General features: G+C 43.6%; 12 protein-coding genes and 1 pseudogene. 1 reads left to right on the plus strand and 12 read right to left on the minus strand.

The genetic code is table 11. The features are described from left to right. Positions 1-178: 178 nt before the first annotated feature. The 12 genes and pseudogenes from ACUC6J_RS12535 to ACUC6J_RS12590 all read right to left on the minus strand — a co-directional run bounded on the left by ACUC6J_RS12535 (position 179) and on the right by ACUC6J_RS12590 (position 15,849). On the minus strand, positions 179-289 hold the full coding sequence (locus ACUC6J_RS12535) for a DUF6254 family protein (protein WP_014599788.1): 111 nt from the start codon (positions 287-289) through the stop codon (positions 179-181). Between the two features lie 102 nt (positions 290-391). Further along, entirely contained in the window at positions 392-1,051 is a 660-nt protein-coding gene (locus ACUC6J_RS12540; RefSeq protein ID WP_447248918.1) for a nitroreductase family protein, read from the minus strand. Positions 1,052-1,321: 270 nt separating this feature from the next. Next, the gene (locus ACUC6J_RS12545) at positions 1,322-1,771 is read right to left on the minus strand and encodes an RrF2 family transcriptional regulator (RefSeq protein ID WP_016820848.1); all 450 of its coding nucleotides are present in this window, start codon (positions 1,769-1,771) and stop codon (positions 1,322-1,324) included. Between the two features lie 99 nt (positions 1,772-1,870). Continuing rightward, positions 1,871-3,072: pseudogene (locus ACUC6J_RS12550) on the minus strand (macrolide family glycosyltransferase). A 326-nt stretch (positions 3,073-3,398) separates the two neighbouring features. Further along, positions 3,399-5,789 carry a cellulase family glycosylhydrolase gene (locus tag ACUC6J_RS12555; protein ID WP_447248919.1) on the minus strand — a complete coding sequence of 797 codons (2,391 nt, stop codon included), beginning with the start codon at positions 5,787-5,789 and terminating at the stop codon, positions 3,399-3,401. A 438-nt stretch (positions 5,790-6,227) separates the two neighbouring features. Beyond that, on the minus strand, positions 6,228-7,376 hold the full coding sequence (locus ACUC6J_RS12560; RefSeq protein WP_447248920.1) for a glycoside hydrolase family 88 protein: 1,149 nt from the start codon (positions 7,374-7,376) through the stop codon (positions 6,228-6,230). An 80-nt stretch (positions 7,377-7,456) separates the two neighbouring features. Then, a complete protein-coding gene (locus ACUC6J_RS12565) occupies positions 7,457-9,076 on the minus strand; it encodes a glycoside hydrolase family 43 protein (protein ID WP_447248921.1) in 1,620 nt (539 codons plus the stop codon). Between the two features lie 55 nt (positions 9,077-9,131). Beyond that, complete coding sequence (locus ACUC6J_RS12570; protein ID WP_016820843.1) at positions 9,132-9,968, minus strand: carbohydrate ABC transporter permease; 837 nt, start codon at positions 9,966-9,968, stop codon at positions 9,132-9,134. A 1-nt stretch (position 9,969) separates the two neighbouring features. After that, positions 9,970-10,905, minus strand: a complete 936-nt coding sequence (locus ACUC6J_RS12575; RefSeq protein ID WP_447248922.1) for a carbohydrate ABC transporter permease — start codon at positions 10,903-10,905, stop codon at positions 9,970-9,972. 62 nt (positions 10,906-10,967) lie between these two features. Further along, positions 10,968-12,281 carry an ABC transporter substrate-binding protein gene (locus ACUC6J_RS12580; protein ID WP_447248923.1) on the minus strand — a complete coding sequence of 438 codons (1,314 nt, stop codon included), beginning with the start codon at positions 12,279-12,281 and terminating at the stop codon, positions 10,968-10,970. A gap of 187 nt (positions 12,282-12,468) precedes the next feature. Further along, positions 12,469-14,220 carry a cache domain-containing sensor histidine kinase gene (locus tag ACUC6J_RS12585; RefSeq protein ID WP_151255979.1) on the minus strand — a complete coding sequence of 584 codons (1,752 nt, stop codon included), beginning with the start codon at positions 14,218-14,220 and terminating at the stop codon, positions 12,469-12,471. Between the two features lie 18 nt (positions 14,221-14,238). Beyond that, positions 14,239-15,849, minus strand: coding sequence for a response regulator (locus tag ACUC6J_RS12590; RefSeq protein WP_447248924.1), 1,611 nt, complete (start codon positions 15,847-15,849; stop codon positions 14,239-14,241). A gap of 311 nt (positions 15,850-16,160) precedes the next feature. Between ACUC6J_RS12590 and ACUC6J_RS12595 the strand changes: the two genes are divergently transcribed. Further along, positions 16,161-18,917, plus strand: a complete 2,757-nt coding sequence (locus ACUC6J_RS12595; RefSeq protein ID WP_447248925.1) for a putative Ig domain-containing protein — start codon at positions 16,161-16,163, stop codon at positions 18,915-18,917. Positions 18,918-18,957: the final 40 nt, after the last annotated feature.

Genomic DNA, 18,957 nt, shown 5'->3' on the forward strand with positions numbered 1-18,957 from the left:
TGAAAATATTAAGTATATTTTCAGGGGTGAATAGCTAACTTAATGCCTCCAATAACACTGACCACTGAAATAAAACATATTGGATGCCGCCTGTATGAAGGGCCTTTATGATCACACACCATGGGAAGACTGCCGATAAATTTCATCGACAGCCCTTCTTTTCCAAGTAGTATACTCCTCAATCCTGTTCGCTGGACAATTCCTTGAGCGATTTGATTTTACCATGGGGATGCTGTTCTTGCTTTCGTGACTTCCATGCAGCTTCTTTCCTTCTCTTCTGGTGAGCCATAACAGATATCCTCCTTTGGAAATTGTGAATGTATACTACTTCCTTAAGTTGTCATTTCTCGTCTCTATTCATTCATAAAATTAAATTCGTTGGGTTTTGTTTTTAGTTAGCGGGCATCTCGTTAAAGAATGTGATGTCGTCTATCGGCAGCCGAGTTGTCTGATGACCCGGTTGTGCCGCTTTACCGAGTGCAATCAGCATGATTGGAATGTAGCGGTCTCTAATACCGAACGCTTGCTTAAGCTCGGCCGCATTATAGCCACCCATCGCGACCGTATCGTAGCCGTGAGCACGTGCAACCAGCATGAGCTGCTGGGATACAATACCACCATCGATATGAATGACTTTGTGAAGTCTTTCCTCTGGTAACGAAGCATACGTATGAATCGATCTTTCTACGAACGATTTAGCGGTATCTTCCGCTATATAGCCATGTTTTACTGCTTCGCCGAAAACTTCATCGAGCTTCTTATATCCTTCCGTATCACCAAGCACAACGATCACCGCTGCAGCCTCAGTAACCTGGGATTGATTATAGGCGATGGGCTGCAGTTTTGCTTTCAATTCCTCTGTTTCAATAACCAAGAAGCGCCAGGGCTGAACATTACTCGAAGAAGGTGCAAGCGACGCTTCTTTCAGAATATCCTTAATTTCCTCGTGAGATAGACGAACCGATTTGTCGTAATGACGCACAGAGCGGCGCTCGCGGATGACATCGGCGAACAAGGCGGAGCTCTGGCCAGTATGAGTTGAAGTTGACATTATGAATCCTCCTTTTAAATAAATACTGTTTTTTATTCAGCACAGTTAAATTCAGACTTTGCGGCTAGTCAGAGCTTGAATTCCTACTAAAACGAAGTACCTTGAAAAATCCAAAATATTTACGCTTCTGCGCACAGACATAACTGTGTTCATTATCACACAGATAACCTTAAAAATTAACGCTGCGCGCGGCTTGCATTTAACTGTGGTTTATATTGCACAGTATAAAATCTAAGCAAGCCGCTGTCAACCGTCTTTTTCCAGGTCCATCTAAAGCTTGGCTTCCAGTTGGTTGGCGAGATCTGCAATCGTGTACTTGCTTAATACTCCGCGTATGCTGTCGTCCATTTCTTGAGTAATATCCTCAAGCGTAGATTTCATACATTTACCGAGCGGATGCGTGCCAGCTGTCTCGGTAATACCGAAGGAAAGCCTGCTGCCTGAACGAAATACATCGTATACATCAACCAGTTGTATAGATTCTGCCGGTTTCCTAAGGTGGTACCCGCCGTCACGGCCTTCCCGGGTCCCGATAAACCCTTCCTTTGCGAGAACGGAAAGTATGCGGCGCAGCAAAGAAGGCTCCGACTGAAGATATTTGGCGAGTTCAATACTTGGACAAGCTATGCTTTTGTCTTCCTGCGACAATATAACAAGCGCTTGAACAGCCAGTCCAAACCACTTTGGGTGCTGAGTCGGCGTACAATACTCCTGCTTCAACCTTTACTCTCTCCTTCCAGCTTACTCATAAGTAGTATGAGTAAATTCTACCGAATTCCCTAATATGCTGCAATAGACGAGCTTACATCCAATATATATTTAAATATGATATTGACCTTTAAATGCGAAAATCTCATTAACAGCTTGGTGATATCCACCAGTTTTTTGAAAAGATTCTCTCATATGTGCAACAGCTTTTTTGAATGGGAGGCTTAACACATGATCTGCGGCTTCACGCAATTGATTTGCAGTCAAGCTTTCCATTTGTAACTTAATACCTACTCCCATATTGGCGACTTGTCCTGCGATGATCGGTTGATCCGCGCTTTGCGGGATTATAATCAGCGGAACCCCGTAATATAGACCTTCGTGGGTACTGTTCATTCCACCATGTGTAATAAATAATTTAGTGTGTTGCAAGATATCCGTTTGTGGTACATCATTTTTTACGATGAAGTTTTCAGGAACTTCCCCTAAATCGGAAACTTGGGTTCTATTCCCAATCGACATGACAATTGTATGATCCGTGTTCCCAAATGCCTCAATACAAATCTTATAGAAGTCAATTGCTCGGTTAAAGACTGTACCCAATGAGATGTAAATTGTTTTTTTTCCCTTGATTGCAGTAAAATCGAAGCTTTCTTGCGTTAATCGTGAAGAGATGGATGGACCTACAAATTTATAGGTTTGGTCGAATGCTTCTTCATAAGGTTGAAATTCCCTTGTTGTATATACGATTGTAAGTGGGGCAGGATTACAAAACACTTCGTAAGGTGAGTGGATCTCCACGCCATATTTTTCCTTCACCATCGCCGTCAAGTTTTGAAATTTATCATTTATAGGTTTAACGATATCTGTAGGGACACGATTGGAGAATTGTTCCATATTATGAGCGAATGATTCCTTTGTGTGGGCAAAAGAAGTACACGAGCTGATTGCAGGAAGCTTAAGAATTTGAGCAAGTATACGTCCACAGCCAAACATGGAATCATGGACGATATAATCAAAATACTCTCCTTTGATCTGTTCGAGAACGCTTGGAATGATGATATCTGCCGTAAGTAAAAGACCGTTAATTCTTTCCAGCAAATAATCTCTTCCACCTGAGATAAAAGCTTTTATAAATTTTTGATCGTCAAATGTTCGTACTGAAGCTCCCGTCCTCTCGATACGCTCCCGAAAGGCTTCTATAGAAAAGTACACTACCTCTTCTCCGCGCGCGAAATAAGCTCCTGTACAACTCCAATGGTTGGATTGATATGTCCCTCTGATCCACCATTAATAAATAAAACACGCGCCATTTCAACCGCTCCTTAGTTCATTTTCTTCAATAAAATTATCCGTTTCTGATTCTAACATGTTCTCTGAATTTCAGGGTGCTGCTTCTCTAATGAACATTGTAGCTGCTTTCTCAAGTTAATATACTTTCAATCGTCTCCGTCTCCATAACTTGTTTATTATTCTTTTAAGTTAGTAGATTGTAAGACGACATTTGAATTGATTCGATGTATATTCTTACTCTGCAACAAAAAAAAGCCGCCAAGTTGGCGGCTTTGCATACAGCAAAGACTTGTTTTCATGCTGGACACTGTTGGCTAACGTTAAATACTCATGGTTTACTGGATGACTATTTGTTGGCTGAATCGCTATAAACCGTGCTTAATCTTGATGTCGCCCTAATACCATTAGGGCCTTCAATGATAATACGACCTTGTTCCGTAAGGCTGGATCCTTGCCAGTCAGTGGTCATATCCAGATAATCAAGACCCGGGCTGTTTCCTTTCCAAGACCATGCAAGATAACCTACGCTCTTTTGCTCAGCGTAACTCATAATGGTAGCCTCATCCACATCACCGCTTGTATGCTTAATACCAAATTCTCCAATCAGCAGAGCCAGGTTTTTATTCAGTACATTATCCATATTGCTCTTTACTGTGGCGGCATTTCCGCCGGCATATTCGTACATATGAATGGAGAACATCGTATTTTTAAGTGGATCTGCATTAAAGACTTCTGTTCCGTAGTCAAAAATAGATTGCGGGTACTGCCCCCATCCTGCACCGTCAACAATAATTGTATTTTTGATGCCAGCATTTCTGAGCTTAGGAATAACAGACTTATAACCTTGCGCCCAGCCTCCTCCATCCCAGGTTCCATACCATTCGTTCGCGATATTGAGGATGACGGTGCTTTCTTTCCCAATGAGTGCGCTTTTCATTTCAATCCAGTAATTAGCGATATTATCCAATACAGCAGCGCTGTCAGACCCTGTGCCATCATGGACTTCAAGAACAACGACTAATTTGTTTTGCTCTGATAATGTGATTAAATTTTGTATCGCTGACAGATCATCTTTCGTCCATTGCTGACCATCTGACAGTACGATTCTAATAGTATTCGCTCCCGTTTTCGCAATGGCAGGGATCGCTACAGACTCTTGTCCCTTATACCAGGTATAAGCGTGATTGATTCCCCTCATCACAAACGGATTTCCCTTGGCATCGTAGAGCGTTGTTCCGTTAATATAAAAACCTGTATTCTCAGTTGTAGAATTCGTCGTAACTTTTATGATATTACTTGCTGCTGAAATATTTCCTGCTGCATCCTTGGCTTTTACAGTGAAGCTGTATGCTGTATTAGCGGTAAGTCCCGTCACCGTATAACTTGTCGTGGTTGTTGAATTGACTAAAGTTGTTCCATTATACACATCGTAGCTGGTAACATCTACATCGTCTGTTGATGCGGTCCATACAAGACTCACCGAAGTGTTTGTTTTGGAGTAGCTTTTCAGATTTGTTGGTGCTGTTGGTGCCGTCGTATCAGGGGTTGAGTCAACAAGCGTAAACTTCCACTTCTGCTGATCATTTCCGTTATCCGTCCATTGCTGCACATTTGCCCCGTCATTAGTATAACCCCCGATTACATCCAGCGCTTTACCGCTAGATTGTACAAGCAGCTTATAATATCCATCGCCGACGTCAATCATTTTCCATTTTTGATTAGTTAAATCGCTGTCTGTCCATTGCTGTACACTAGCACCATCTTCTGAGGAGCCTCCGGCTACTGTTAATGCTTTACCGCTGGATTGTACAATCAATTTATAATATCCGTTGCCAACGTCAATGACTTTCCATCTCTGCCGAGCGCTGCCGCTGTCCGTCCACTGCTGTACCTTCGCTCCATCGGCAGTTGAGTCTCCTGCTTCCAGATTTTTGCCGCTATGCTGTGCCGTTAGTTTATATGTTTCACCTGAAACAATATTTGTGTTAGCTGTGGTGGTGGTAACATCAATCACATTGCTTGTATCTGACACGTTACCTGCGGCATCTCTAGCTTTCACGTAAAAGCTGTACGCCATGTTGGCTGTTAAGCCGGTAACGATGAAGGATGTCGACGCACTGGAACCTACGAGGTCTGATCCTTTGTAGATGTCGTAGCCTGAAACACCTACATTGTCTGTAGATTCCGTCCACTGCAAGCTTACTGTCGTATCCGATACAGAGGAACTGACCAGATTGGAGGGCGCTGTTGGAGGTGAGTTATCCTCCGGCTGGTCAGCTGAATGCACTTCAAATTCCCAAAGGGAATATCCGTAGCTGGTAGCCCTTTCAATGCCACTCATTTTTACATATCTAGCGTCTGTTGCTTCGAAAGATATCTTATCGATTCCTCCATCTCCAGTCGTGGTGGAATAGACGGTAGTCCAATGATCATCATCCGTCGATGTCTGAACTTGGTAAGACTTCGCGTAAGCGGCTTCCCAGTTAAGCGTAACGCCATTGATTTTGGTGGTGCTACCGAGATCTACACTTATCCACTGCGGATCTGAATATTGTGAGGACCATCTAGTTAGCGGGTCACCGTCAATCGCAAAATCAGCCGCTTTACTCGCATCTTCGATGGAGCTTGCGGTTGCCGATTGGGTAAGCCTAGTATTATCGGAAGCGCTCACATTTTTGATCGGCAACATACTCATAAGCAGTCCAAACAAAATCAAGCATGTTATGGTTTTTTTCATTCCCAAACCTCCTATTGAGCATAATAAACAGCTAATTGGTTACCCCTGCTTCTCATAGATTTCAATTCCAATCTCTATCCCTGAGGCATGGCAAAGTCTTCTCCTTTCCGTTCATAATTGGGACAAAAACAAACAAACGTGGAACAACCCTTAAGTAAACGCTTTCTTTTACAACTAAAAAATTATTCGCTTTAATAGATTTTCTGTATCATTCCCAGCGATGAAATTTTATCAAAGCGACCTAAAGCATATATATTTTTGTTTTCCAGTACTATGCCTTGATGATTAAAAAGTTTTAAAATCTGTTTTCCTAACTCCATGGTATGGGTCCTAAAAGTGCAAAACAAGACAACTTTCTCTCAACAGTTGTCTTGTCTAGTTTTGTTATATTTATATAGTTGTCGATTAAACTCGATATTCTCAGGGTTGTAATCTTGTTTACCAGAAATATAAATCGCTCCCCTTGAGCTTGAACATAGCTTCTATGAAAAAATAATCGCCATAAATGATGGATTGATGATGAGTAGTGGCATGGTATGAGGCAGAGCCGTTCTTGAGGATGCAGTCACAGCCAGTCGTCCAGTCGACATGTAGCGCCTGCAGCAGTTTTATCGCTGCTCGCAAATACATATCCTTCTCATGCAACCCGACCACTTTGGCAATCTCGATCAGACCACAGGCGGCAATGGCTGCAGCCGTCGAATCCTCAAGCGCCGGTTCTTTGGGCTGTCTGAAATCGACTGGAGTAACCCCATTTTCAGGAATATTGGCGATAAAATAATGGGCAACCCTCTTGGCCGTATTCAGATACTCTTCTTTTTGCGTATGGTTATAGCTCATCATGAACCCATACAATGCCCAGCTTTGCCCCCGCGTCCATGAAGATCCTTCCTCGTACCCCTGTCCGCCATAGGTTTTTACCACTCCACCTACAAATGGATCCAATTCGACAATATGGTTGACGGACCCATCTGCTCTCACAAAAGTATTCATGGTCATGTCCGCATGCTTCACAGCAATCTGCCGAAAACGAGGATCGCCGGTTTCTTCGGAAGCCCAGTACAAGAGCGGAATGTTCAACATGCAGTCAATGATGGCCCAGCCTCTGGTATCTTTGCCTTCTAGGTCGTTCCAGGCCCGAATGAATTCCCCTGCCGGATTGTAGCGACCTGCAAGTAGGTTTGCCGCGTGCATTGCCCGTTTACGGGATACTGGATTCTGGGTGAGTTTAAAGTTAGCCACACTCGTGGGGAGCCACATGAAGCCTAAATCATGATGCAGACCATAATAATTATGAAAGCAGGCATCCAGTTTCTGCTCAGAGATTTCGGCAACGTCCTTGTATTTCGGATTGCCTGTTACATGATACATCTGCCACAGCATTCCCCCCCAGAATCCATTGGTCCACCAACTTATTCCATCCGCTTCCGTACGGGTAGGATTACAGACCGATCGGTCATCATGTTCACCATCGATTGTTGTATACGGGATTTTGTTTCTTGATTTTTCGCTGAGCCAGTCCATCTTAGCGATGATTTGGTCTACGATCTCGTTAACCCAAACGGTTGTGCTATCTAAAGTAAGCATGAATTTCATCCCTTCTTTATTCTCTAATATGAAGACAACCCCAGCCTGTCACGAAAATAACCAAACATGGGCGTTACCCTCTATTTCTCTTTCTGCGGAGAAGTATGGTCTAAAAGACTTTCCAGAGGAAGATATTCAAAATAGTCAAACCAGGCCTCCTTGCTCTGCCTATCCAGATCTTGGACACAGATTCCGACAAAAGCTCCTGTAAATCCGAGTTTGCCTCCATATTCGTCTGACAGTGTGCCAAAGTCCTGTGGATTACATACGGCAGTCCACTCCTGCCCGTCAGGAGATGCATAGAATATCAAATCCCGTCCATGAATTACGGCTTTCAAATAGTATTGCTTCCAATCTACTACTGAAAGCTGCATTGTCGAAATCTCATCATATTTGCCTGCCTTAGATAGGATTACACCTAGCGTAACTCCCCGGATTTCGTCGCCAGTCACTCGTAAATAGTAGTAATCTCCATCATCGTAGTAGCAAACCAAACCGGCCATTTCATAAAAGCTTTCCGGCTTAAATTCCATGCAGGTCTCCACCGAGCAATGGAAATGCTGGATTGGGCGGGCAACCATGCTTTGATCATGTAAAGACGCAAGCGATTCTCTTCCGCGTAAGCGCAAGAATCCGGGTCTGTCGGTCAGGCAAACCCATGAGGGATCGAATGGGACACGCAGACTTTGATACGCAAGGCCAATGTCCTCCCTGTCAAAGTGGTCTCTAGGTTCTTCTGCTGGAAAAGGATGGCTTGGCAGGTTCGGAGCTTCTGTCTCCAGAGCCGGTAATTTGCCGCCTTGGCTCAGACGTAGCCAGCCATCTTCGGTCCATATACACTTCTGAATCGCTGTTTCCCTGCCGAGCGGATTCATTAAAGAAATGTCAGAAAAAGGCCTGGTACACAGATGGGCCATATACCACTCCCCGTGCTGCGTTTCGACCAGCGTCCCATGACCCGCCTGCTGCAATGGGTATGTTGGATCGTGCGCCGTGGTCATGAGCGGAAAATGGGGGTCCGTTTCATAAGGTCCGGTCAGATTGCGGCTGCGCGCAAGAGTTACCATGTGCTGGACCCCTGTTCCGCCCTCTGCGGTTAATAAATAGTAGAACTCTCCCCGTTTATACAGCTGGGGTCCTTCTGTAACGCCTACTGGCGTGCCCTTATAAATTTCGTGTATTGGTCCAATCAGGGATTGAGACTTTGCATCATATTCCTGCATGATAATACCTGAAAAGTTGTTGTGATTTTTTCTGAAGTCCCAACGCATATTGAGCAGCCACTTGCGTCCGTCATCGTCATGGAACAGAAATGGATCAAAACCGCTGCCATTCAGTCTTACCGGTTGGCTCCAAGGACCCTCAATGCTTTTCGAACAAATGATATAGTTATGCAGGTCCTTATACACTCTGCTGCGCGATTTTACATCCGTAAATAACAAATAAAATAAACCATCATCATAGGAAATTGCAGGCGCCCAGATTGATCCGGATGCGACATTGCCTCTTAAATTAACTTGAGAGGATTCTGTAAGAGCTCTGGCTTTCAGCCTCCAATGAATCAGGTCCCGAGAATGGTGGATTTCCACACCAGGAAACCACTCAAAAGTAGAAGTAGCCATATAGTAGTCATCCCCGACTCGGATCAGAGAGGGGGCAGGATGAAAGCCAACCAGAACAGGGTTAACAATTTTGTTCATGTCTAAGGAGAACCTCCTGTAGAGTAATTTGTTAAATGGAAGGAAGAAGGATTTTTCATCCTTTTGTGGCCCCTGACGAAATTCCTTTAATGAAGAACTTTTGCATAAAAACGAATGCAATAAGCACAGGAACAACGGACAAGGCGGTTCCGGCGAAAATCATATCCCATCTTGACGAAAACTCCCCGATATATCGATAAATTTCTACAACCATCGTTTTAGGTTCACCGGATGGAAGTACTAGCATTGGCAAGAGAAAATCGTTCCAGATGCCAAGCCCGTTCAATACGACCATACTAGCCGTAACCGGACCTAACAACGGAAATACAATTCTCCAGAAAATAGTGTACCTGCTACAGCCGTCAATCTCTGCTGCTTCTTCAATTTCCTTAGGAATCCCTTTTACAAAGCTTGTGTAGAGCAAGCATCCGAAGCCCACAGCGCCGGCGATATAAATAAAAATCGGTCCTGCTAGACTTCCGTAAAGACCAAGGATTTTAAGCTCTTTGAATAACGGAATCATGTAAGCCTGAAAAGGAATCATCATCCCGGCAAGAAAATAAAGGAACACGAAATGGGTCCATTTGGCGTTTCTTCTTTCAATCGCATACCCTGCCATCGGAATAATCAAGATTTGCATAACGATTGAAACAACGGTCAAGATCAAACTATTGACAATTGCTTTTGGGAACTCAGTCTCAGTCAACAAATATTTGAAATTGCCTAGATACAGTGAGGTCGGAAATGACAGAGCATCGCGCATAATTTCACCATTGCTTTTGAAGGCAGACATTAGGTTAAATAGAATCGGAAAAAAGAATACGACCGCTACTAGCAGAGTAACCACGAACAGGATCACTTCGCCTATTTTTTGGCGTGCTTGCATGCTCATATCAATACTGCACCTCCCTTTTTCGGAGAATTTTCACTTGAATAATGGTAATGATCAATATAATGACAAACAATACTATAGCAAGCGCAGTGCCGAAGCCCTGTCTCAATTCGCCAAAGCCTACCTTGTAAATAATGTAGGTCAACGTTTCAGTCGCAAAGCCGGGTCCCCCATCCGTCATAACAGCAATTTGATCGAATATTTTTAGTGCACTGATCATGGAAAGCACCATACATACGGTCATAGAGCCAGCAAGCAGCGGAAAGGTAATATAACGGAACTGCTGCCAGCCATTCGCTCCATCAATGCTTGCGGCTTCAGACAAGTCTGCTGGGATTCCCTGTAGCCCTGCCAGATAGATGATCATGTAATAACCAGCACCTTTCCAGACCGTGGACAGAATGATGGACAGCATTGCGTATTTGGGGTCTCCCAACCAATCGACAGCCCAGCTTCCAAGTCCGACTGTGTCTAGGATTTGATTTACAACGCCAAAATTATAATTAAGGATCATCGCCCATACGAAGCCCATAACGATCCCGCTAAGCAAAGTGGGAAAGTAAAAAATACTGCGAAATAAATTTTTGAACCACCTTATCCTATCAACCATCAGGGCCATGGCAATCGCCGCTATGTTTTCCAGAATGACTAGACTTATGGTCATGATGAGTGTGTTCTTAAGCGCATTATGAACCCGGGGACTATTCCATATCTCAACAAAATTTGCGAAGCCAATAAATCGGATATCCTCGCTTATTCCATTCCAAGAGGTAAAGCTGAGATAAACACTGCCAAGGGTAGGAACGATAACAAACAAGGTGTACAGTATCAATGATGGAAGTATAAATATTATGGCAAAGGGGTGCTGCTTTTTCTTTTTTAGGTGAGCTGTCGCTGTAGCAATGCGCCCTCCTGTTGATGCTGTGGGTGCTCTCATACAATCCATTCCTTCCTATAAAGAGGAACCACTTAGGAGCTGATTCCTCCAAAGGTTTTATTTCACATCGAATTCGCCTTCACCTGATTGTCATATTCCGTGTCCACCTGCTTCATATAAGTCTTGACATCTCCGTCGTTCACGACCATCTCCTGCAGCTTTTTGTAGAACCAGTTGCGGAACTGAGGCTGTATCAAGTTTTCTCCCCACCAGTTATTAATAGCCAAAGACTTCGTAACATTCGGGTCGTTCATCAGATCAAGAGCCACCTGCATGGCTTCCCCGGTCTTATACTCGACTTTCTCTTTCGTTGACGGAATTCCGTTGATGCTCGCAAGATACTGTGAATATTGCTCCGGATCGAAGAAAAAACGAATGAATTTTTTGATCGCTTCCGTTTTCTCACGGTCCTTGGTTACTTCAGCGGACAAGGACCATCCGGCAGGCGATGGAAGCCCTATAATATTCACTTTGCCCTTGCGATCAGGCACCGCATAGAAGCCGTATTCAAAGTTCGGGTCAGCTTCTTCGATTTGTGAAAACATCCAGGTCCCAGAGTATAGTTGAGCGGCTTTGCCTGTAATCAGAAAGGAAGCCGTTTGATTGTCAGGAGTACTAAGCCAACCTTTATCCACATAATTTTTGAACAGTTCTTTATAATCCGTCATCGCCTGTACGACATTTTCATCCGTAAAGCTGACTTTCTTGGCTGTTTTCTTGGAATTCCAGTTTGGATCTTTTGAATACACATCATCAATAAGAAACTTGTTTACCCAAAATCCCATATGAAAAATGTCTTTTCCACCAACCACAAGCGGAGTCATTCCGGAAGCCTTCAATTTTTCTTGGATGGCAATGAACTCGTCATACGTTTTAGGAAGCTCAGTGATCCCTGCATCCGCATATGCTTTCTTGCTGTAGATAATGCCTTGGGGTGCATTCATTGATAAAGGTGCATTCCACACTTTACCTTCTACTGCCGGAGGTGAATCTAGCAACTGCACTAAGTCTGAAGGCAGTTCAACGATTTTACCCGCATCAGCAAAGACCTCTGTATCCCGCATCTCTACCAGATCAGGAAACTCGCCAACCGCATCCTTCGTTTTCAGCCAATCGAGGTAGGAGCTGCTGGAGTTTTCACTGTAATCCTTTACTTTAATATCAGGATTGGCCTTCATGAATCTTTGGATGGTATCGGCTATCGCTTTTTTAGCAGCCGGATCTCCTGAGGCATATCCAATGGTAAAGCTCACTTTCTCTCCCTCATGATCAGACCTCGTTCCATTCGTATCGCTGTTGCTTCCACTACAAGCTCCCAAGAACATGGTCGTTGTAAGCACTAGTGCACTTAACATAAATTTTGCCATTTTCAGCATAGCTACTGAAACCCCCTCTTTAATGTAATAAAAGCTGTTGAAAGCGGCTGTGTCACATAAGTAAGCGCTTTCGTTATTTAGAATAACATTAGCTGGTTTTTACTTGTATGAACTTTTTTAAGCCTCATATGGGGGGAATTTAAGAATGAAAAAAGAACGGACGAGTCATCCGCTCTTGATGCAGGCTTTACTTTTCAGGGATAGGAAAACAGAGCAGCACAGACGTTCCAATATTTTCATGACTGCTTACGGATAGCCCATATTGTTCTCCGTACATGGAACGTACTCGCTCGTGCACATTTTTTAAACCAACGGATCTGCTGAGAGCATCAGGCTTATTCAGGATTTCAGTTATACGCGCCAAAGTCGCTTTATCCATGCCTACACCATCATCGTAAATCGTTATCGCCAGATTTGTTTCCCTCTTTTCCACAGTGATCGCGACAGTACCTCTTTTCTTCATTCGTAGCCCGTGCTGGATTGCGTTTTCTACGATTGGCTGCAAGGATAATTTTAAGATCGGCCAATCCATTTGAACATCCTGAGAAATATCACAGCGGAGTGTATATCTGTTCTCATAACGGACCGAAATAATATAGAAATAATCATGCAGGTGTTCAAGCTCTCTGGATAGAATTACACGGTCTTCACCGTAATCAATGACGTATTTCAATTGATTGGCCAAGGAGTGAATCATATCAGCGACCTCATCAGCCTCCTTATCCACTGCATTCATTCGTATAACTTCTAAAGTATTGTAGAGATAATGAGGTCTGATTTGGCTTTTTAGTGCATTCAGCTCAGTCTGTTTCTGCTTGATTTGAGCCACATAGGCCTCATCAATGTGTGCTTGAAGACGTTCGACCATCCGGTTAAAGCCTTGGGTCAATCTGCCCATTTCATCGTTGCTGTTCACTGGGAGGTTCATGTCCAATTTTCCAGATTCCACGACAGCCATTTGCTGTATCAGATTTTGGATGGGCGAAGCGAGACGGCGGGAGAACCAGGTACCCATAATAATCAGCACTAACGAGCAGATCAGAATCGCAATATACACGGTAGCCCTCGCGGAAAAAAGCTGATCAAACAACCCCTCGCGATGAATGCCAGCAATCAGCCTACCGTTTAGAAAGGGGATTTCCTCCTGCAACACAAGCATTTCATTTTTATTAGAATTCAATAATAATTTTTCATTCAACCTGGCATCTAAATGACCGAAGTAAATATCATCCTTGCCATCGATCAGTACCAGTTCATCTTGGTCTCCAAGGTAAAGCTCACTTAAAAACCGATTAAACATAGACTTATCGATATCCAGAAACAGCGTACCCACCACTTTATGTTCATGCTTGAGAGAGCCTGAAGTATCGATCAAATTTCGCGCTATAGTGAAAACGTCACGCCTTGCACCGGGAAAATATTGGTCCTGATGAGTTGGGAAGATAGCCACCTTCGAAGGCTGGCTGCTCATTTTCTCTCTCCACTGACGGAAAGGGAGGAATTCGCTTCTAAGCCCCCTATTCTCCCTTTCTTGGTAATAGATTTTCTCGTCGGCTTCCCGCACAAAATAAGCGCCTGTAATATAAGGGTCGCTATATAGTACGGTTTTCAAAAATGAGTCGATAGGAGCCGAATTAATCTGCTCTAGTTCATTGACATTATAGGTTTGGTTCCGACGTATATTTTCTGATAACCCCTCATAACGAACGTTATACATAAGCTTCGAAATATCATTGTACTGCTGGAAGGCAGAATTAATATTGTAGCTCATGTACATCACCATTTGCTGTAAGTTGCTGGTTGTATATCGCTCCACATAGCCTGAGAAAATCTGAACGGAAAAGAAACTAAGTGCGAATAAAGGAATAAGCCCAACCAAAATAAAAGAAGCAGAGAATTTAACGAATATACTTTTAGGTATCGGTATCCATGAACGCATGAAGGAGCACCTACTTCATTATGATTGTGGTTGGCGGAAGGATTGCCGATACTCTTGCGGCACCTTGCCGAACTTTTTTTTGAACATATCGCTGAAATGCCTCACATTGTTATATCCTACTTGCTCGGCAATTTCGTACACCATCAGATCACTCTCTATAAGCAGCTTGAGGGCATGTTTCATTCGCACCTCAGTGACGTGGTTTTTAAAATTTTGGCCGGTATGCTTCTTGAAAAAGCTGCTGAAATAGTAAGAGTTCATATAAAAAAGAGCAGCCATGGACTCCAGCGTTATATTGCTTGCATAATGCTCTTCGATATAGGTCTTAATCTTGATAAGCAATGCACTTTCTTTTCTTGTCAGCTTGCTTGCAAGCTGCTGCAGCATTTCCGATAAAATCTCCTCAACAACATGAGCAACATCGGCGTAGGAAGGACAAGGCGCCAATCTTTCCAGTAGGGCTCCTTGCTTGCTACTAATGTATTCCATTCCTCCCCCGATCTCTGTAAGCTCCTGATTGATGGTCAAGATAGAGTTGTAAACCCCCGAAATGGCCAAGTTCTTATTCTCCCCGGTTTGAATCCTGATCTGCTCAAGTAACTGCTCTGTCAGTAGTTGAAGCTGTTCCTTCTGCTGGTTAATCAGCGCTTTGACCAAATCAGATTGAAGCTCTGTAATGGTCTTATTCTCTGGCTGGACCCTTGCGAGCTCGTCTCCATACCGAATGACTTGATTCATTCCTATAAAATAATTTATTTTAAGCGCTTTCAAAGCAGAGCGATAGGATTTCGTAGTTTCTTCAATGCTCGTTACACTGAGCCCTATGCCGCACGAAACGCTCAGTTTTAAATAGCTGTTAATTTTATGGTGAAGGTCAGTGGCCAGTTGTAGGGGGTATTCTCTCTGTTCATGTTGGATTAGAATTGCAAAGCCCCCTTCTTTCTGAACCAGCAACCCGTTGCCCGCGTTCAGTTCCTGATCTAATGTCTCTCTAATGATATTGGATAAGGCAAAGTTTACTAGATTGCGTTCCCGCTCCTCCCACTGTGAGCTGTTGGTATTCTCATCAATCTCCAGCACACACACGGTAGTCAATCGGCTTATCGCTATGGCTCCCATTTGCGTGAGTGCGCTGAGTGTCTTTTGTTCCCCATCCAACACCCCGTCAAGCAGCTGTTCTATTGTTGTCGAGCGATTCTTTTTTTCGTAATAAGTCAACATCTCTTTATTGCGCTCGCCGTTGGATTCTTCCCGGAGAATTGAGGCTGCCTTTGCTATTACCTTTTCGAGCTGATTTTTATTTATAGGTTTAACCAGATAATCCAGCGCTCCTAATTGAATAGCTTGACGGGCATAGACAAATTCTTGAAAAGCGCTGATAAAAATAACTTTGGCATGGAATCCTTGTTCATTCAATTCTGAAATAATATCAATGCCGCTTCCACCTGGCATGCTAATATCGCTGATAATGAGGTGAGGTTCATGTATACGTATTAGATCGCGGAGTTCTTTCCCATCATTAGCTTCACCAACAATGGTAATCCCAAGCTCTTTCCAGGAAATCAGTTTTTTTAAGCCGCGTAATATGACAGGTTCATCGTCTGCAAGCAATAATTTAATAGTTTTCATGAATAAGTCCTCCTTGCTTGAGCTTATTACTTGTTTGTATGTTCTTAAGCCCTATTTTTATTTCATAAAATATCATGCGAATGAAAACATATAAATGAACTTATTGCATCTTTATGTGTGGTTTTTTTAACCAATTGTTTGAATATGCTGGCCTCTACTCCAGTTGTGGACTTCAGCCAATAGTTGCATGTGTTGTTGGAATTCACTAGTTTTTCTGCATATTTCTCTAAAAAAAACAGCATACCTCTCCTTCTCCATTCTGCTATTGTGTTTCTTGAATAAACAGCAAAGGAGGAGATTTTCTGAACAGAATGTATAAACTATACCAAATGAGTATGTGGAGACGAATGACAGCCCTTTTTTCTGCCCTAATTTTTGCCGCCATATGTATACCTTGGTCGCCAGCATCTGCTTCGTTGTCTACAATGGAACTGCCGAAGGCAACCGATGCTGTAGAAATTATGGAAACAACCAACAACGGATTTCTGCATCCCGGGATCGGAGTAACCAAGGACATTCTTGAAAACATGCGGGCACAAATTATGGCGAAGCAGGAACCCTGGTATTCGTATTATAAGGCCATGTTGGTATCGTCAACCACCTCAAAGTCGATTACATCAAGCAACCAAAATCCTATGGAACCAACGAAACCGGCCAGTGATGCTTTTAACAGCCAGAGTTTTAACTCGCGATTTATATCCGATGGTTTGAAAGCGTATACACAAGCACTGCTATATTACATTTCAGGCGATGAAATCTACCGGGCTAATGCTATGCGCATTATTCGCATTTGGTCCCAAATGGACCCTGCGAAATACACCTATTTCACCGATGCTCACATTCATACTGGAATTCCGCTGAACCGGATGGTAACAGCCGCAGAGATATTGCGGTACTCCAGTTGCAAGACGGAATCCTTGAGGTGGACGGACCAGGATACGGCCAATTTCAGCAACAATCTCATTATTCCGGTTACGGAAACGTTTCTTCACGATAACAATCATTTCATGAACCAACACACTTATCCCCTGCTGGGAGCTACGGCAGGATATATTTTTACAGACAACACCGATAGATATGAAGAGGCTGTAGAATGGTTTACTGTGAACAAAACGGCAACAGATCAAGGAATTAACGGCTCAATTAAACAACTATTTCGTCTAGTTGACACCAATTCTGTAACGGGAGAGAAACTGGATAAACCGGTCATCCAGCACGTGGAAATGGGCAGGGACCAGGCTCATGGCGCGGGAGACATTACAAATGCAGCGATTATTTCCCGAATGCTTCTTGCCCAAGGCACAAAAATAGATCCGGTAAAAGGCACGGTCTCAAATGCTCCGAATGCGGTGGATATTTTTGGTTTTCTGGATCACCGAATTCTGACGGCAGCCAATTATTTTTGGCAATACATGTTGGGATATGATACCCCTTGGACCCCAGTGGTTTATACCATGGATGCGAATGGTAACCCAATGGGCATCTATAGGACGATATCCGATTTTTATAGAGGTAGAATGAACACCGCCCAGTTTTGGGACATATACTACTATTATACTTACAGCAAAGGAGTCAATCTCTCAGAGAAGGCGCCGTACTTTTATGAAGCGTTTAGAAAACGTATCCCACCAAATTATTATTACAAAGGTACACTATCCAAAGCATGGGAGAGTCCAGACGGTGGCGGTGATTTCTGGTTGTATATTCCTCCGGCAGCCGTTTTGGAGGGGGCAAATAATGTCCCGAAGGAAATGACAAGTGATGCTGTAGTAGAAATTGAAGACCGATACACGGCTCTTGACAGCCGTTCGACAACCAAGCAGGAAGGTACAATTTCCTATGTGGAAATTACAGCAACGGACGAGGGCAGCACTATTGTACCTTTGAATCTTTCCTTCGGTCAGCGAACCTCCACTAAACTCATCGGCTTGAAAATCAGGACCCAAGGAATCGCAACTCTTGAACTAAGTAAAGAAAAAAACTCTGTTCCTTTCCATACGATTTCGCTGCCGGATACAAAAGGACAATGGAGATATGTCACCTTTGATACGTCCATCGACAGAGTTTCATATGCTCAGATGGATGAAAACTATAGTCTTATGTATATGAAGGTAAAGGGAAACGGTGCCCAGGTAGACCTGGATCACTTCCATGTCCTGGCGGGTAGCCAGTTGTCCGTTCCAGCGTTTGCCTCCGGATCATCCACACTGAACTTATTTACGTATACAGGTGGAACGATCAACGCAGATTTTTCGGCTACGGATTCGAGCGCTTCAGGTATCATTACCTATGAAATGGCAGATGGGCCTAAGGGCGCCATCTTGGATGCCCACACCGGCGCCTTCACTTGGACTCCTACGCAAATCGGAACAAGTTCTTTTACCATCGTGGCCAGCGACGGGACCTCATTAGCTACGAAACATGTAAAAATTGAGGTGACAGCTGACCGACCATCTGCTGTTACTGCTGCTACCACCGGATATAATTCGGCTGAGAATTATGTGTCAGCCTCCCTTGCGACTTACACAAATGCATATACAGACGTTATCAATCATATTGCAACGGATACAGATGCAGCGTTTTATGCCAAATTGCAAACCGTTCGTGAGGCAGTAGAAGGATTAGAGCTTCTAAATATCACTTTGCCGGATGGAAGCCTCAACTTTGTGAAGATGCTATCTACATCTTCCTTCGGTAATTATTTATCAAGTCTCTCGGATCATAATGACAACAGTTATGTCGCTTACGGATTGGCTTCGAATCAGTACCATACCCTTGACTTTGGAAGTAAGTTTAAAATCAATGCGCATGTTTTCGAGGTCCAAGGTAGAAGAAGCTTTCCCGAGCGGATCTCCGGTCTTGCCGTGTTTGGCTCGAATGATGAGAAGAATTGGACCCGTTTGACGGGTCAGCTCACTGTACGAACCGAAGAAAAGCAACGGCTTTACGTGAGGGATGAGTATAAAAACACCCCTTTCCGCTTTTTCAAGCTGGCGATAATCGAGCCGCAAAGTACGATGTTTGAGATCAGTGAATTGCGAATTTACGGTCAACGTCATGAATTTTAAGTAAAGTGCCCCACACCAAACAAACAATCCTCTACCTATT

The sequence above is a fragment of the Paenibacillus sp. JJ1683 genome, from assembly GCF_053006485.1.

Bases quoted from the DNA above. Each gene is read 5' to 3' on its own strand.
- ACUC6J_RS12560 (WP_447248920.1), bottom strand. From the start codon at position 7,376: ATGCTTACTTTAGATAGCACAACCGTTTGGGTTAACGAGATCGTAGAC.
- ACUC6J_RS12585 (WP_151255979.1), bottom strand. From the start codon at position 14,220: ATGCGTTCATGGATACCGATACCTAAAAGTATATTCGTTAAATTCTCT.
- ACUC6J_RS12555 (WP_447248919.1), bottom strand. From the start codon at position 5,789: ATGAAAAAAACCATAACATGCTTGATTTTGTTTGGACTGCTTATGAGT.
- ACUC6J_RS12540 (WP_447248918.1), bottom strand. From the start codon at position 1,051: ATGTCAACTTCAACTCATACTGGCCAGAGCTCCGCCTTGTTCGCCGAT.
- ACUC6J_RS12565 (WP_447248921.1), bottom strand. From the start codon at position 9,076: ATGAACAAAATTGTTAACCCTGTTCTGGTTGGCTTTCATCCTGCCCCC.
- ACUC6J_RS12595 (WP_447248925.1), top strand. From the start codon at position 16,161: ATGTATAAACTATACCAAATGAGTATGTGGAGACGAATGACAGCCCTT.
- ACUC6J_RS12535 (WP_014599788.1), bottom strand. From the start codon at position 289: ATGGCTCACCAGAAGAGAAGGAAAGAAGCTGCATGGAAGTCACGAAAG.
- ACUC6J_RS12590 (WP_447248924.1), bottom strand. From the start codon at position 15,849: ATGAAAACTATTAAATTATTGCTTGCAGACGATGAACCTGTCATATTA.
- ACUC6J_RS12575 (WP_447248922.1), bottom strand. From the start codon at position 10,905: ATGAGAGCACCCACAGCATCAACAGGAGGGCGCATTGCTACAGCGACA.
- ACUC6J_RS12580 (WP_447248923.1), bottom strand. From the start codon at position 12,281: ATGCTGAAAATGGCAAAATTTATGTTAAGTGCACTAGTGCTTACAACG.
- ACUC6J_RS12570 (WP_016820843.1), bottom strand. From the start codon at position 9,968: ATGAGCATGCAAGCACGCCAAAAAATAGGCGAAGTGATCCTGTTCGTG.